The organism is Cohnella faecalis, from assembly GCF_003570905.1.
Taxonomy (GTDB): domain Bacteria; phylum Bacillota; class Bacilli; order Paenibacillales; family Paenibacillaceae; genus Cohnella; species Cohnella faecalis.
In genome coordinates, this window is the sequence record NZ_QXJM01000023.1 from 283,585 (window position 1) to 298,810 (window position 15,226).

The following is a 15,226-nucleotide window of genomic DNA, read 5'->3' on the forward strand; positions in this document are numbered from 1 at the left end:
CCTGCTGAGAGAAAGCTGAAAAAATGCTGAAAGCTCGCAAGTTTTTTCGTTCAGAAATCTTTCAGCTAGCTTTCATATCGGACTAAGGTTTGCCAGACATAATGACGCTATGCAACATTATCGCGAACGAAATTACGGTTGAAAGCGGGGCACGCGGAATGAAGGAAGGGCGGGGCGCATCGGTGAGATGGAAAAAATGGACGCTGATCGGACTGTCGGTCATCGTCGTCGGAGGAGGGGCAACCGGGGGGTGGATTTATTGGAAGAAAGACGATAAGCCTCTCGCAGCCGGCTACTCGACGACTGTCGTACGCAAAGGAACGCTTGAAGTGAAAGTAAGCGGCACCGGAACGATCGAACCAGCCAACCGGCAATCGATCAAAGCTTCGTCCGGCAACTCGACTATTAAGAGTGTTCTGCACAAGGAAGGCGACACGGTCAAAAAGGGTGACGTTCTTGCCACGTTCGAGCAGACGGACGTGTCTAGCCAAGTGAAGAGCAAGCAATTGGAGCTGAAAAGCAAAAAGCTCGATTTGACCGATCTGCAGACGAAATACAAAACCGCAGAGGATGACGATAGCCGAGCCAGCATCGCGCTTAGCATCCAGAAGCAGCAGCTCAACATTGAGATGGCGGAGGCGGACATCGAATCGCTTCAGGAAGACAATTCGATAGACCCGATCGTCGCGCCGATTGACGGTCAGCTGACGGGCTTCGATCTAACTGCCGGAGACGCGTTGGGACAGAACACGGATCTCGGCGAAGTTGTCGATTACACGAATTTGCAGATGGTTGTCGGCGTGGACGAATTGGACATTTCCACGATCAAGAAGGGCCAGAAAGCGCAAATCAGCGTCGAAGCGATATCGGAGAAGACTTACGAGGGCGAAGTTGTGGCGATTGCCGATGAAGGCACCGCCAGCAACGGCGTCTCGTCCTTCGACGTGACGATTTCCGTCTCCGAGCCGGTTAACTTGAAAGCGGGAATGTCCGCGGAAGCGAACATTCTGACGGAGAGTAAGGAAAACGCGCTCTATCTTCCTATCGAAGCCGTGCAATCTCTTCAGGGACAATACTATGTTATGGTGCCGGCTTCGGGAAGCTCGCAGGGAACGGGAACCGGTCCGAGCGGCGGCCAAGGGGCAGGGCAAGGCGCAGCGAATGGCGCGAACGGTCAAGCTGGACAGACAGGCCAAACCGGTCAAGCGGGGCAATCCGGTCAAGGCACCCAAGCGGCGCAAAGCGGCCAAGGAGCGAAAACGGACAATCAGACCGGCACGGCTCCGCAGAACGGCCAAACCGGTCAAGCGGCTCCATCCGGCGGGGCAGGTCAATCCGGCCAAGCGGGCGGCGCAGGCGGTCAAGGCGGACCGGGCGGCGGCTTCGGCAATATGACGGACGAAGAGCGCCAGGCAATGCGCGAACAGTTCCAGAACATGTCGGATGAGGATAGGCAGTCGATGCGCTCGCAGTTTTCCGGCGGCAGAGGAGCCGGTGCAGGCGTTGCGGCAACGACAACGGGCGTGACGGCTACGAGCCGGGTCAACGTCGAAATCGGAATCAAGAACGAAGACAGCATCGAGATCGTGTCCGGCTTGACGGAAGGACAGCAGGTCGTGCTTCCGACGGTTACGAGCAGCAGCAGCTCGCAGCAAAACCAAGGCTTCCCGGGCGGCGGCTTCGGCGTAGGCGGCATTACCGGCGGCGCTATCGGAGGCGGAGGCATGCCAGGCGGCGGATTCCAAGGCGGACAAGGCGGTCAGCGCCAAACGACCACGACCACAAGGCAATCCAGCGGAGGTACGGGAGGCGGGAGCCGTTGATGGCAAACTCAGTCGAGCCGTTAATCCAAATAACGAATCTCTCCAAGCAGTATCGGATGGGAGGCGAGCTCGTCAAAGCGTTGGACGACGTCTCGCTTACCGTCTACCCGGGAGATTTTCTCGCCATCGTCGGACCTTCCGGCTCAGGCAAATCGACGCTTATGAACGTGGTCGGCTGCCTGGATTCGCCGACCTCCGGAGATTACTGGCTGGACGGCGAAGAAGTCAGCCGATTGAAGGAGAACAAGCTGGCAGATATCCGCAATAAGAAAATCGGCTTTATTTTTCAAGGATTCAACCTGCTGAACAAGCTCAGCGCGATCGAGAACGTCGAGCTTCCGCTCATCTATCGCGGCATCCCGGCCAAAGCACGCCGGGAGCTGGCGGCAGCGGCGCTAGTAAAGGTCGGCTTGGACGGAAGGATGGACCATCGTCCCTCCGAGCTGTCGGGCGGGCAGCAGCAGCGCGTTGCCATTGCCCGTGCGCTTGCCGGCAATCCGCCGATTTTGCTGGCGGACGAGCCGACAGGCGCGCTCGATACGAAGACCGGCAAAGAAGTAATGGGATTCATTCGCGAGCTGAACGGCCTCGGCCATACGATCGTGTTAATTACTCACGATCCGGGCATCTCCCTGCAAGCGAAGCGCGTCGTCCGCATTCAGGACGGCCGGCTGAGCGAGGAAGAGAAAGGAGGCGCGTTGCCGGATGAACTTCATGCAGGGGTTTAAGATGGCTCTCAAGAGCATTTTGTCCAACAAGCTTCGTTCGCTTCTGACGATGCTCGGAATCATCATCGGCGTTACCGCCGTCATCGCGCTCGTCTCTCTGGGCCAGGGCGCGACGAAATCCGTTCAAGAGCAGGTGCAAGGACTCGGCACGAATTTGCTGACAGTCAACATTACCGGTCGCGGAGCCAGCAATTCGCTATCGATCGAAGATGTGAACGGCTTGTCGTCCATCTCGGGGATACAGTATATTTCGCCGACAAGCTCGTCGAACGCATCGATCAAATACGATTCGAAAACCGAAGACAGCGTCAGCGTAGTCGGAACAAATACGGATTACATGAAGGTCAGAGGGTATGAGCTCGCTTCGGGACGGTTTCTGTCGCAAATCGATCTGGATTTCCGGCAGAAGGTCGCCGTGCTCGGCTCGGATACGGCTACGTCGCTGTTCGGCTTCAGCAATCCGGTCGGCGAGTACATTCTCGTCAACGGCAACCGCTACAAGGTCGTGGGGCTGCTCGCTTCCAAGGGGAGTACGACCAACGGCTCCAACGACGAGGTCGTCATGATTCCGTTTACGGCCGCAGAGAGGCTGTTCAAGTCCAAGGGAGCAAGAACGGTATACGTTCAGGTGGAAAAAGACGATCAGATCGACAAGGTCGTAACCGAACTGGAGACGGCGCTTAGCAAAAAGTTCAGGGGAAGCACCAACAGCTACCGCGTGTTCAATCAAAGCGACATTCTGGAAACTTTAAGCTCGGTATCCGATACGCTTACTCTCGCGCTGGCGGGAATCGCGTCGATCTCTCTGCTCGTCGGCGGCATAGGCATCATGAACATTATGCTCGTGTCCGTTACCGAGCGTACGAGGGAAATCGGCATCCGCAAAGCGATCGGAGCGAAAAAGCGAGACATTCTCGTGCAGTTTCTGATCGAATCAATGGTACTCAGCGGGCTGGGCGGGCTGCTTGGCATAGGAATCGGAATGGGGGCCGCGAAGGTTGCATCGGCCACTCTCGATATGGGAATCGAATTTTCGATGCAAATCATCGTTATTGCGTTCGTCTTTTCCGTCGTTATCGGGGTCGTATTCGGAATGTTCCCGGCTAACAAAGCCGCCAAGCTCAAACCGATCGAGGCACTCAGATTCGAATAATCAAGGCATGAAGGAAAGGAGGCGGCGGCATGAGCGCGGCGCTTACGTACGAAGAGCTTGTCGTTCCACATCTGGAAGATTTGCGCAAATACTGTTATTTTCTAACGAACTCCAAATGGGACGGAGAAGATTTGTGCCAGGAGGCGTTGCTCAAGTCGCTTATTTATTTTCTTCATTCCGAGCCCCGGCTGGACGTTAAGCCCTTCCTTATCCGGGTTGCCCGAAACTTGTGGATCGACGATTGCCGGGCGAAAAAGAGGAGGCAGCGCGCCGGTCTTCATCATTTCGCGTCGTGCTACACCGATACGAATTACGCGGAAGTGAGGGGGACGATGGAGTGGCTCTCCGAGCGTCTGCCAAGCCGCAACATTGAGATGTGGCTGCTGTCCGAATATTTCGGTTACACGATGCAAGAAATTTCGGACGAGCTGGACAGCTCCGTGCCGGCGGTCAAATCCGTTCTATTCCGGACAAGGGGGCTGATCCGTATGCACAAGGAGCTAAGCCAGCGCAAAGAAACCAAAGACCGCAAGCCTCCCCGGCAAGCGGTCAATTGGGAAGTGGAACGTTGGTCCCGCGCCGTTATTGCGGATCGGCCCCATATGATATTGAATTAGTCGGCGGAAACGGGTAACCGGGCAGGAATGCTCCGGAACCCGTTTTTTGCTATAATAGAGCCTATCTTGCCATCCTAACGATACTAGAGGTACTGCCGCATGAAATCTCGCCTGAATATCCGTACGATTGTTTTCATCTCCGCTCTGCTCTTGCTTCTGACAGCACTCAATGTCTACATCGGATGGCACGGTTCCGTACTGCTCGGAACAGTCGTTCCGGCATTTCCGCAAGCCGTCTACTGGCCGGTATTCCTACTGTTTTCTTTCGGCTATCTTTTTGGTCGGCTCGTTCCGCTGCCCAAACCGCTTAAGCCGACAGGCCGCCTGCTTAAAGTGCTCGGATCCTATTACATCGGCATATTGGAAATGTCGGTGATTCTGCTGCCGCTTGTCGACATTGCCGCCTGGATCGGGTGGGCGAACGGTGCGGATAAGGATACGTTCGTGAGCTGGGCAGGCGGAATCGTCGTCGGGCTGCTCACGATATTCCTCCTCGTCGGGTCGCGCAATGCGTGGAGTACGGTCACAAGAACCTTCGACGTTCGCGTGGACAAGAAGGCAGGAGCTATCGAAAAAATACGAATCGCCGCCGCTTCCGATTTGCATCTCGGCAATGTTGTCGGAAACAGGCATCTTGGTCGGCTCGTCGAACGGATAAACGCGATGGAGCCTGACGTTATTTTGCTTCCGGGGGATGTGCTCGACGACGCGATCGAGCCGTTTGTTCGCAACGATATGGCTTCGGTGCTCGGCAAGCTGAAAGCCCGATTCGGCGTCTATGCGGTACTCGGCAACCATGAATATTTTGGAGGCGATATCGAAGAGTACGTTAAGCGAATGTCGGATGTCGGAATTACGGTGCTTCGGGACGAGAAGGCGATTGTCGCCGATTCGTTCGTCGTAGCGGGCCGCAAGGACCGATCGGCGGAACAGATGGACAGCAGCGGAAGACTGGAGACTCGGGATTTGCTTGCCGATGTCGAGTCCGCCATGCCGATCATTCTGATGGATCATCAGCCGTATCAGTTCGATCTTGCGGAAGCGGCGGGAGCCGACGTTCTGCTGTGCGGCCATACGCACCGGGGACAGTTCGCGCCCAACCATTGGGTAACGAAAAGACTGTTCGAGCTCGATTGGGGGTATTTGCGCAAAGGGGCGCTGCACGTCATCGTCTCGTCGGGCTATGGTACATGGGGGCCGCCGCTTAGAATAGCAAGCCGATCCGAAGTCATTCGCGTCAATGTGGAATTTGCCCGATAAGAGGAATAGTGCGTGAAATCAACGATATAGGAGATAACCTACGATGAGCCGATATTGGAATGAACGAACCGCGTCGCTGGTTCCTTATGTGCCGGGCGAGCAGCCTAAAGACCAAACGTATATCAAGCTGAATACGAACGAGAATCCTTACCCGCCGTCTCCAGCCGTACTGGAGGCGATACGGAGTGCGACCGGCGATCAACTGAGATTGTATCCCGACCCGACCTGCGAGGATCTCACGCGCGCCATTGCGATTCGTTACGGCGTATCGGAGAAGGAAGTGTTCGTCGGCAACGGCTCGGATGAAATTCTGGCTTTTGCATTCGCCGGATTTTTCACCCCCGGCAGCCCGATTTTGTTCCCTGACATTACTTACAGCTTCTATCCGGTATATGCCCAGCTGTACGGTCTCGATTACGAAACGATCGCCTTGGACGAGAGCTTCGGCGTTCCGATCGAGGACTTTCGCCGACCGAACGGCGGTATCGTGCTGCCGAACCCCAACGCTCCGACCGCCCAAGCTATCCCATTGGCTCAGATTCGCAAGCTGCTGGATTCCAGTCCGGATCGGGTCGTCGTCATCGACGAAGCTTATATCGATTTCGGAGGAGAATCCGCAATCGGCTTGGTCGGGCAATATCCGAACCTGCTCGTCGTGCAGACGCTCTCCAAGTCGAGGTCTCTTGCCGGGCTGCGCGTCGGCTTCGCCATCGGAAGCGAGGAATTGATCGAGGGTCTCAACCGAATTAAAAATTCTTTCAATTCCTACACAATCGACCGTCTTGCGCTTGCAGGAGCCATCGCGGCCATCGAGGACAACGACTACTTCGAGACGACTCGACAAGCTGTAATCGCAACGCGCGAAAGAACGGTGCGGCAGCTCGTTCGACTAGGCTTCAACGTCACCGATTCAAAAGCGAACTTCGTTTTCGTCGCACATCCCGAGAAGAACGCGGCCGATCTGTTCGCTCAGTTGAAGCGAGACGGCATTCTCGTTCGGTACTTCAACAAACCGAGAATCGATAACTATTTGAGGGTGAGCATCGGCACGGACGAAGAAATGGACGCCTTTCTCGCTGCCATCGAGAAGATCGTTGCTTAGGGGAGGATGAGGGGGCATGAAGGAAGGAATTCAAATCGTCCGCGCGGAGAGCGCCCATTTGGACGAGCTTGCTCCGTTGTTTGATTTGTACAGGCAATTTTACGGACAATCCTCGAACGAGGCGGCGGCTCGCGAATATTTGGAGCAGCGGATGCATGCAGCCGAGTCGGTCGTTTTTATCGCTATGGAAAATGGGCGAGGAGTCGGCTTTACGCAGCTCTATCCGACCTTCTCGTCGATATCGATTAAGCGCTCCTTGATTTTGAACGATTTGTTCGTTCATTCCGATTTTCGCCGTCGAGGGATAGCGGAAAAACTGCTTCATGCGGCAAAAAGCTATGCTATCGAGACGGGGGCGAAAGCTCTTTCCTTGTCGACAGCCTCGGACAATGAGTCGGCACAGCGGTTGTACGAGTCGTTCGGCTTCGAGAAGGATACATCGTTTTTTCACTATGACCTTCTCGTTAATTAATGTCATTAATCAACTGATGGAATTCGATAATCTATGAAATCGAACTTTCGATGGGGGATTCGTATGAGCAGACGAACGCAAGTGTCGACCGGTTCTCCATGGGAACCGATCGTCGGTTATAGCCGCGCGGTGCGGGTAGGTAATCAGATCGAGGTTGCGGGAACGACGGCGATGAAGGATGGGGAAGTCGTTGGAGAAGGGGATGCCTATGCTCAAACCGTCCATATCCTCGAAATTATCGATGCCGCTATTCGGGAGCTTGGCGGACAGTTGAAAGATGTCGTTCGAACGAGGATGTTTGTGACCGATATGTCCAGGTGGGAAGAGATAGGCAAAGCTCACGGCGAAGCGTTCGGAGATATTCGACCGGCTGCCACGATGGTGGAAGTTAAGGCGCTGATCGATCCGAGGCTGCTCGTAGAGATCGAAGCGCAAGCGATATTGACTGAGGAGGAATAGGGATGTCGACAGATATGCGTTTTCCGATCGGACCGTTTCTGCACGAGGGCGCAATCGATTCCACGCAGCGCGATGCTTGGATAAGCGACATCGAAGAGCTTCCGGAGAAGCTGGCGACAGCGCTGATCGGGCTGAACGACGACCAACTCGATACTCCTTACCGGGACGGAGGGTGGACGGTGCGGCAAGTCGCTCACCATTTGGCGGACAGCCACATGAACAGCTTCATAAGATTCAAGCTGGCGCTTACGGAGGAGCATCCGTCCATTAAACCCTATTTCGAAGAAAAATGGGCGTTGCTCGAAGATACAGTGAAAGCTCCCCTCGCGTTATCGTTGGAATTGCTTCGCGGGCTGCACGGCCGCTGGGCGCTGCTGCTTCGATCCCTGACGGAAGATGATTTCTCGCGTACGTTTTTTCATCCGGGATCGCAGACCATCGTCCCGCTTTCCGAAGCGCTTGGTACGTACAGCTGGCACGGCAAGCATCACGTCGCGCACATTACGAAACTGCGAGAAAAGATGGGCTGGTAGGGGGCCGTGTGGAGCAGAGTCCGTAACGGTCACCGCGGTCAGCTCCACCCGGATGCATCTAGCAGTTGGTAACCTGAACCTGAAGCGCCCACAGCCTGCCGACTAGAATCGGCAGCGCTTAGAGCGGAGCGACTCGGAGTTGCATTGCTGGCTTCCTCGGCTCAGCCAAGGAATAACGCGAAAATATCGTCTTACTACTCACCACTTAAGCCGCATCAGCCCAATACGGCGAAAGAATCGTCTTATTGCGCAGCATCAGATCCCCGCATAATACGAAAACGAAAACCCTCCCCGGAATGGATATGATATCCGTTACGAGGAGGGTTTTTATGTGCCCGGAGGAGGTACTATGCTTCGCTGAAGGAAGTCGTGTTTCTCGCAATAAAGGCGTGAAGCTCCGATTCCGGCATCGGTCGTCCGAGCAAATAGCCTTGGGCGATGTCGCAGCCCCATTCCTGCAAGCGCATAAGCTGGTCGTAGGACTCCAATCCTTCCGCGACAACGTCAAGATGCAGCTGGCGAACGAGCCGGATGATCGCTTCGGCCAGCTCGTCGTCCTTGCTTGTGCCGATATCCTGTATGAAGCTGCGATCGATTTTCACGCGGTGAAACGGGAGTTTCCGCAAATAATTGAGCGACGAATAGCCGACTCCGAAATCGTCCAACGCCAGCCTGACTCCTGCTTCGCTAAGGCGCGTCAATTGCTCTTGCGCGGAGTCCAGCGAAGTCATGAGCTCGCTTTCGGTCAGCTCTAGCTCCAATCGATCGAGCGGCAACCCGGTTAACATCGCCGTCTCAAGCACCATATCCGGAAATTGCTCGGGTATTAGCTGCAGCGCCGAGATGTTCACCCCGATCGTCGAGGAGGGGCATAAAGGGAGAATTCGTTGCATCGTCTCGCAGGCCGACCTGAGCACCCATTGCCCGATCGGCACTATCAAGCCCGTTTCCTCTGCTATAGGAATAAATTCGTCGGGAGAAACGGCACCGAGTTCGGGATGGTGCCAACGCAAGAGAGCCTCGAAGCCTTTGAGCTTGCCGGATTTCAGTTCGAACTGCGGCTGGAAATGAAGGGATAGCTGCTTGCGTTCCAAGGCGAACCGCAGCTCTTCCTCCAGAAGAGTCCGCTGCTTGAGCCGTTCGGTCATTCGCTGCTCGTAAGGGCTGATCATGTTGAGTCCGCGTGTCTTGGCATCCTTAAGCGCCATATCCGCTTGCCGCAGCAGCTCTTCGACGGGAATTTCGTTGTTCTCGGACAAAGCGAGCCCTGTGCTGAACGAAAGATGCACTAGCTTGCCGTCGGGCTTTACCGTGTAAGGAGACGTAAGCTCCTTTTTCGCATTTTCGAGCCATTGGAGAGCGTCTTTCCTATCCGCAATAGGAAGGGAGAGCAAATATTCGTCGCCGTTAATTCGGGCAGACCAGCCTTGCTCCGGCAGCAAGGCGTTAAGGCGTTTGCGCACTTCTTCAAGCAGCTCGTCGCCGAAAGAGAAGCCGTACATTTCGTTAACGGCTTTGAATTGGTCGATATTCATAACGACCAGAGAGAAGGGGCGTCCTTTGGCCGCTTGTCTTTCCAATCGCGCCTGCACCGTCTGGAAGGAGAGCGAGGTATTTCGTTTGTGAAGAAGGCTGTACCATTCCTCTGCCATTAAATAATAGAAGACGACGGCGGAGAGAGGGTAGAGCGTGAAAAAAGGTATCGCGTAATCATGGAGCAACTCCAAACGAACGCGCACGGGAAACAGAAGCGTCCATGCAAAGCTGTCGATGGCGATTATTACTCCGAACATGACAGGCATCCATAACCTTCGCATGCTCGGAAAACCTTTTCCACGCATGTATAGATGTAAGAGCGCTCCAATGAAAGCCGCTACGAGCATGACGCCGATGCCCGCTACGGCGCCGATTCCTCCGAGCATGGCTCGATAGCTTGCGGCCATCGTGAACGTGATCGCTCCCGCGATCGGACCGCCCAGAAATCCTGACATGCCGGCCAGAACATCATTTAGATTGACTAGAATTCCTTTTTGGGCAACGATGGGAAACTTCAACGATATTAAGCTCGCGATGCCGAATAGGAAGCCGATGATCACTTTACGACGGTAACTGCTCCAATGAATGATAAAGGGGTATATTCGATTGCAGATCAGGATGAAGACGATCATGTTGATGATAGTTTGCAACAAGCTGAATACAATCTCGGAGCCGAACATGGTCCCGTCCTCCTTTTTACCATAGACATTCCAATTATGAGTCATAATCATTAGGAAAGTTCCCGGTAAATTGAAAAAAAGAGACTCCCTGGGGAGTCCTTCTTACTGCTTGATAAACTTATAGCCAACGCCCCATACCGTCTTTATGTATTGCGGCTCCTTCGGGTTGTTCTCGATCTTGCGGCGTAAATTCGTGACGTGCACATCGATGGCGCGATCGTTAACGAAGGAGTCGATCCCTCTTACGGCGTTGATCAATTCTTCCCGACTGAACACCTTGCCGGATATTGGTAGAACAGCTTCATAATCTCGTATTCGGAAAATGTGGTCTCAATGTGCTTGCCTTCAAGAACGATCGTCCGGCGCTCCAAGTCGAGAGCAAGACCGGCTTGGACGGCTATCGCAGCAGAAGGCGGGGAGGACGGAGCGGTCGCCTGATAATGGGGCGAAGCCGAGGCGTAAGTGCGGCGTAGCACGGCGCCTATTCTTACTTTGAGTTCCTGCATGCTGAACGGCTTGCACAAATAATCGTCGGCTCCCGCGCTGATGGCCTGAATGCGATCGGCGACGGCGGACTTCATGGATATGACAATGATCGGCAAAGGAGTATGCTGGCGGAACCGGGCGCAAATCTCCGTTCCTTCTGCGTCGGGAAGCATCAGATCGAGCAGAATGACTTCAGGCTGAAAGTCGGAGACGGCTTTCAGGCCATCGGCGGCCGTCTCTGCGCGCATAATGGTAAACCCTTCCTCCGAAAGATAGAGGGTTAACATTTCCCCGATAATGTGATCGTCTTCTACCACGAGGACTCTAGTCAAACAAAATCATCCTCTCGGTTAATTGTTAAGAAAACACACATTTTACTAACATTTTCTACGTTAATTCATTATATCGTGTCGGATTGTGTACGTCTAACATCTTTTTTGTCAAATTCGATTTCCAATGGAAGCTCCTGAATGGAACAAACAAGAGTATTCAGCTGGTCCTCGAACAAACGGAGCAGTGCCGCATCCGGCTCGTTCGGATGCTCTTCGACGGCTTGCTCCAGAAGAGTTGCCGTATGCTGCAGTTCGAAAGCACCGAGATGGCCAGCTGCTCCGCGCAAGGAATGAAGCAGCTTAACGGAGCCTGCATAATCGCTAGCTTCAAGCTGCTTGCGCAGCCGTTCGGCGCAATCGGCATACTGCTCGCGGAAAGTATGCAGAAGCTTAACGTACAGCGGCCATTTGCCATCGAGCCGTCGGAGCGCCGTCCTCGCGTCCAATCCCGGGACGTCCGGGGGAGCCACTCCGTTCCAGCAGCTATTTGCGGCTGCGCGGACAAAGGCGGTGGCAGCCAGCGATAGAGCACTTCGAGCAGCCGATCAGGCATGATTGGTTTCAGCAGAACCTCGTTCATGCCCGCTATCAGGCACCGGCTGCGTTGCTCGGGCATCGTATCCGCGGTCAGCGCGACAATCGGTACGTTGCGGCTGTTCTCGTCGGATCTAATTCGCATCGTCGTCTCCAATCCGTCCATTTCAGGCATGTGCAAGTCCATTAAAATTAGCGAGAACGGATGGAGCTTGACCATCTCGATGGCCTGAGCACCGCTTTCTGCGGTTAATGCCTGAAGGCCGTATTGCGACAAAAGCTCGCCGGCAACGAGCCGGTTAACAGGCTGATCGTCGACGACCAGAACAAGTCCCTGGAATTGAACGGCGTCCAAAGCGTCCCGAAGCTTTCTTTGACCGTTCCAATGGTCGTTCCGCTGCAAGGAAACTAAGCATTTCCGTAGCTGGCCGGGCGCGATAGGCATCATCATGACGGCGGCGGGCTTCAGTGATTCCGGCATGCGAAGCAGCGCGTCGCGCCCCGGGAGCGACGTGAACGACACGATGCGCACGCCTCGCGAATCCGCGATCCGTTTCCACTCGATCCACGTTTCTTCTCCGTGCATATCTCCGGTTTCCATATCGACAAACAAGACGTCCCAAGACCTGCTCTCCAACAGGGAGAGGGTATCTCTCCAACGGAAGGACGTTGCGACTTCGCATCCGAACGATTCCAGCATGCTGCTCCAATGTTTGAGCATTCGGGAGTCGTCCTCGAGCACGAGCACTTTGAGCCCGAGCGGCTTGGAAGCCGCCTCTTGCGAAGCCGTACCGCCTTCGGGCAAGCCAAAAGGAAGGTCGAAGGAAAGGAGCTTCCGGCTCCGTACTCGCTGTGAACCGAAATCGTGCCGCCCATATTTTCGATCAAGGCTTTACATATGACAAGCCCGAGACCCGTACCGCCGTATTTCCGGCTAGTCTTGTCATCCGCTTGAACGAATGGCTGAAACAGCCGCGTTATTTGCTCCCCGGTCATGCCGATTCCCGTGTCGCTGACGGTAAATCTCACCCGGATTTCTTCTTCGTTGTTGCCGCTGTCTTGAGTAAAAGGCGCGGGCTCGATCCGCAGCTCGATAACTCCTTGCTTCGTAAATTTAACGGCGTTGCTGCCCAGATTAAGCAATACCTGTTCAAGCCGCGATGGATCCCCAATCCAAGCTGCGGGGAGCTTCGGATCGACATTCACGATGAAATCGACCGGATTCGAACCAAGCAGCACGGCGAAGGTTGCCGTAAGCCTTTGCAGCGATTCCTCCGGCAAAAATGGAACCTTTTCGATGGACAACTTGTCGGCTTCCAGCTTGGAGAAATCGAGAACTTCGTTAAGCATTTGAAGGAGGCTTTGGGAAGAAAGCCCGATTTGCTCCAAATATTCATGCTGGAGCTCCGATAGCTCCGATCGGCGAAGCAGCTGGGTCAGACCGATGATTCCGGACAGAGGCGTGCGAATCTCGTGGCTCATTCGGGCGAGGAACGAGCTCTTCGCCTCATTCGCTTCGTCGGCCGCGTGCTTGGCATGAACGATCTCGCGTTCGATTTCCTTTTGCGCCGAAATATCCCGGACGATAGTCGAAAAGAAAGGCTCTCCGCCATCCTTAGGCGCATGGGCAACGACAATCATCGAAGTCATGAAAGACAGGCCGTCCGCCCGCACCATCTCGACTTCTCCTTGCCAGAATCCTTTGTCCCGCGCCGACTTCAGTCCATTGGCGAATTGGAAGGTCGTCGTCACGTTCATGTATCGGCTCAGCAATTCGGTATGCTCGTTCAATTCCAGAATATCCATGAATTTGCGGCCTTGCTGGTTCAAGTAGAAAATTCGGCCGCGAAAATCGAAGGAAGCGATCATGTCGTGAGCGGATTCCAAAATTTCGAGAAGTCTCACGTTCGTATCGGCGGCGCTCTTGATTTCCGTTACGTCGCGGGCGATTACGACGTAGCCCTTGGTCGAGCCGTCCGAGTTTTTCATAATGCTTGTGTTAAGAGAGACGGGGATGCGGGCGCCGTCCCTATTGATCCATATCCATTCCCATTCCGGCAAATAGCCGCGCTGCGACAAGACGAACAAGGCGTTTTCGTCGTTTGGAACATGCGTGCCCAGCTTCTCGGAATACGACCTGGCCCGTTCCTTGATCTGATCCGGGTCGTGCCATCGCAGAAGCGATCTCGTGCCGATTACTTCCGCGGCCGAATAGCCAAGCAGCTGAACGGCTCTATCGTTGAAGGAGGTAATGACGAAGCGAGTGTCCACGACGAGCATCGCGAAATCGTTGTGCTTAATAAACGTGTTGAACGGTTCGAACAAATCCCGCAAGTTCTCTGTCATCCGGTTGACGGATACGGAAATGGCCCCCAGTTCGTCCCGGCTTCCCGTCGGAAGCGGAGAGAGCTGCAAATCGCCGGAAGCGACCTTCTCGGTCTGGGACAAAATTCGCTTCAGCCGCTTCATCATGATGACATCGGAAGCGACAAAAAGAAGAATGCCGAGCAGCAGCTCGGTAAGCGCAACCAGAGCCAACGTCCAGCTTAGCGAAGAGCGGAGAGGATGCATGAATTCCGCCCGGTTCACGGAATACGTAATAATCCAATTTGTGTTGGGAACGTGCGCAAAATAAACCTTTTGCACCCGGCCTCGGATGAATTGATCCCCGTGTCCGTAATTTTGCTTCTGGATAAGGTCGAACAACGCATTGGAATTGGGCGTGTTGGCGTGGTAGTTGTAGCCGATCAAATCCGGTTCGTTGCTGTGGTACAGCAGCGTCGTGCTTCTGTCGAGCAATGTAATCGTAAAATCCTTGTAATCGAACGAATCGAAATAGAGATGCTGCTTTAACGCGGCATCCGAATCAAGGGCAAGGCCGAGAACGCCGCTCACTTGCCGGGACAGATCGAAGATGGGAACGAACGTCCACAACAAATTCGGTTCGTCGGGCTTGGATTTTTTGAGCGGATCGGCGATATTCGAAACTCCGTTCAATGCGGCGCGATAGGCGAACATGCCGTTCATCTCGATCGTGCTGCCGTCGGTCAGCCTCATCTTACCGGTCCGGTCGCCGATTCCAATTCGTACGTATTCCATCGTACGGGAAGTCAGCTGACGCAAATAGGCGAGCTTGTCCTCCGTCGTTCCGGTGCGAATATTGTCGGATCTGGCCAGAAGCGAGCCTTCCGTTTGCCGGAGATTGAGCCAATCGTCCAAGTTGCGGGCCGCCGTCGTCAAATTCCCTTTCATGTTGCGTTCCATTTCGTCGGTTAGCTTTTTGGTGGACATTTGATAATTGAAATAAGCCATCAGCGAAAAAGAGACCCCGTGCAAGGCAAGAAGAACGACGATTAGTTTGAATCGAAGGGAACGAAACATAGCTTCCTCCCAAGTAGTAAGGGTCATCTTCATACAAAACAAACAAATAATAGCCAAAAACGCTAACATCTCGCCTTTATCATAACGAATATAGACTCAATTCGACAGCCCTAACTTTTGCAGAGTGGAG

The 15,226-nt window shown here is 54.3% G+C and carries 14 protein-coding genes and 1 pseudogene; 9 read left to right on the plus strand and 6 right to left on the minus strand.

Going from position 1 to position 15,226, the window contains the following annotated elements:
- Positions 1 to 101 precede the first annotated feature (101 nt).
- The 9 genes from D3H35_RS04965 (at position 102) to D3H35_RS05005 (ending at position 8,147) form a co-directional block, all read left to right on the plus strand.
- On the plus strand, positions 102 to 1,823 hold the full coding sequence (locus D3H35_RS04965; RefSeq protein ID WP_119148020.1) for an efflux RND transporter periplasmic adaptor subunit: 1,722 nt from the start codon (positions 102 to 104) through the stop codon (positions 1,821 to 1,823).
- Positions 1,823 to 2,551 (plus strand): ABC transporter ATP-binding protein, encoded by a 729-nt coding sequence (locus tag D3H35_RS04970; RefSeq protein ID WP_119148021.1) that lies wholly within the window; start codon positions 1,823 to 1,825, stop codon positions 2,549 to 2,551. Before D3H35_RS04965 ends, D3H35_RS04970 begins: the two co-directional genes overlap by 1 nt.
- A complete protein-coding gene (locus D3H35_RS04975) occupies positions 2,529 to 3,704 on the plus strand; it encodes an ABC transporter permease (protein ID WP_119148022.1) in 1,176 nt (391 codons plus the stop codon). Before D3H35_RS04970 ends, D3H35_RS04975 begins: the two co-directional genes overlap by 23 nt.
- 29 nt (positions 3,705 to 3,733) lie before the next feature.
- Positions 3,734 to 4,321 carry an RNA polymerase sigma factor gene (locus tag D3H35_RS04980; RefSeq protein WP_119148023.1) on the plus strand — a complete coding sequence of 196 codons (588 nt, stop codon included), beginning with the start codon at positions 3,734 to 3,736 and terminating at the stop codon, positions 4,319 to 4,321.
- A gap of 99 nt (positions 4,322 to 4,420) precedes the next feature.
- Positions 4,421 to 5,581 (plus strand): metallophosphoesterase, encoded by a 1,161-nt coding sequence (locus tag D3H35_RS04985; protein WP_119148024.1) that lies wholly within the window; start codon positions 4,421 to 4,423, stop codon positions 5,579 to 5,581.
- Between the two features lie 43 nt (positions 5,582 to 5,624).
- Positions 5,625 to 6,683: a histidinol-phosphate transaminase gene (gene hisC / locus D3H35_RS04990; RefSeq protein ID WP_119148025.1), complete on the plus strand. Its 1,059-nt coding sequence runs from the start codon at positions 5,625 to 5,627 to the stop codon at positions 6,681 to 6,683.
- A gap of 16 nt (positions 6,684 to 6,699) precedes the next feature.
- The gene (locus D3H35_RS04995) at positions 6,700 to 7,155 is read left to right on the plus strand and encodes a GNAT family N-acetyltransferase (protein WP_233567769.1); all 456 of its coding nucleotides are present in this window, start codon (positions 6,700 to 6,702) and stop codon (positions 7,153 to 7,155) included.
- 63 nt (positions 7,156 to 7,218) lie between these two features.
- Positions 7,219 to 7,614, plus strand: a complete 396-nt coding sequence (locus tag D3H35_RS05000) for a RidA family protein (protein WP_119148026.1) — start codon at positions 7,219 to 7,221, stop codon at positions 7,612 to 7,614.
- Between the two features lie 2 nt (positions 7,615 to 7,616).
- Complete coding sequence (locus D3H35_RS05005) at positions 7,617 to 8,147, plus strand: YfiT family bacillithiol transferase (RefSeq protein WP_119148027.1); 531 nt, start codon at positions 7,617 to 7,619, stop codon at positions 8,145 to 8,147.
- Between the two features lie 347 nt (positions 8,148 to 8,494).
- Here the strand turns inward: D3H35_RS05005 and D3H35_RS05010 are convergent, their stop codons facing one another.
- The 6 genes and pseudogenes from D3H35_RS05010 to D3H35_RS05030 all read right to left on the minus strand — a co-directional run bounded on the left by D3H35_RS05010 (position 8,495) and on the right by D3H35_RS05030 (position 15,096).
- The gene (locus tag D3H35_RS05010) at positions 8,495 to 10,363 is read right to left on the minus strand and encodes an EAL domain-containing protein (RefSeq protein ID WP_158593948.1); all 1,869 of its coding nucleotides are present in this window, start codon (positions 10,361 to 10,363) and stop codon (positions 8,495 to 8,497) included.
- 102 nt (positions 10,364 to 10,465) lie between these two features.
- Positions 10,466 to 10,621, minus strand: coding sequence for a winged helix-turn-helix domain-containing protein (locus D3H35_RS33985; RefSeq protein ID WP_325050002.1), 156 nt, complete (start codon positions 10,619 to 10,621; stop codon positions 10,466 to 10,468).
- Entirely contained in the window at positions 10,618 to 11,181 is a 564-nt protein-coding gene (locus D3H35_RS05015) for a response regulator transcription factor (protein ID WP_325050003.1), read from the minus strand. Before D3H35_RS05015 ends, D3H35_RS33985 begins: the two co-directional genes overlap by 4 nt.
- A 68-nt stretch (positions 11,182 to 11,249) precedes the next feature.
- Entirely contained in the window at positions 11,250 to 11,651 is a 402-nt protein-coding gene (locus tag D3H35_RS34620) for an Hpt domain-containing protein (protein WP_411675127.1), read from the minus strand.
- 68 nt (positions 11,652 to 11,719) lie between these two features.
- Positions 11,720 to 12,196 (minus strand): annotated as a pseudogene (locus D3H35_RS34625) (response regulator); the annotation flags it as partial.
- Complete coding sequence (locus tag D3H35_RS05030) at positions 12,181 to 15,096, minus strand: ATP-binding protein (protein ID WP_158593950.1); 2,916 nt, start codon at positions 15,094 to 15,096, stop codon at positions 12,181 to 12,183. The gene D3H35_RS05030 and the pseudogene D3H35_RS34625, both read right to left, overlap by 16 nt.
- Positions 15,097 to 15,226 lie beyond the last annotated feature (130 nt).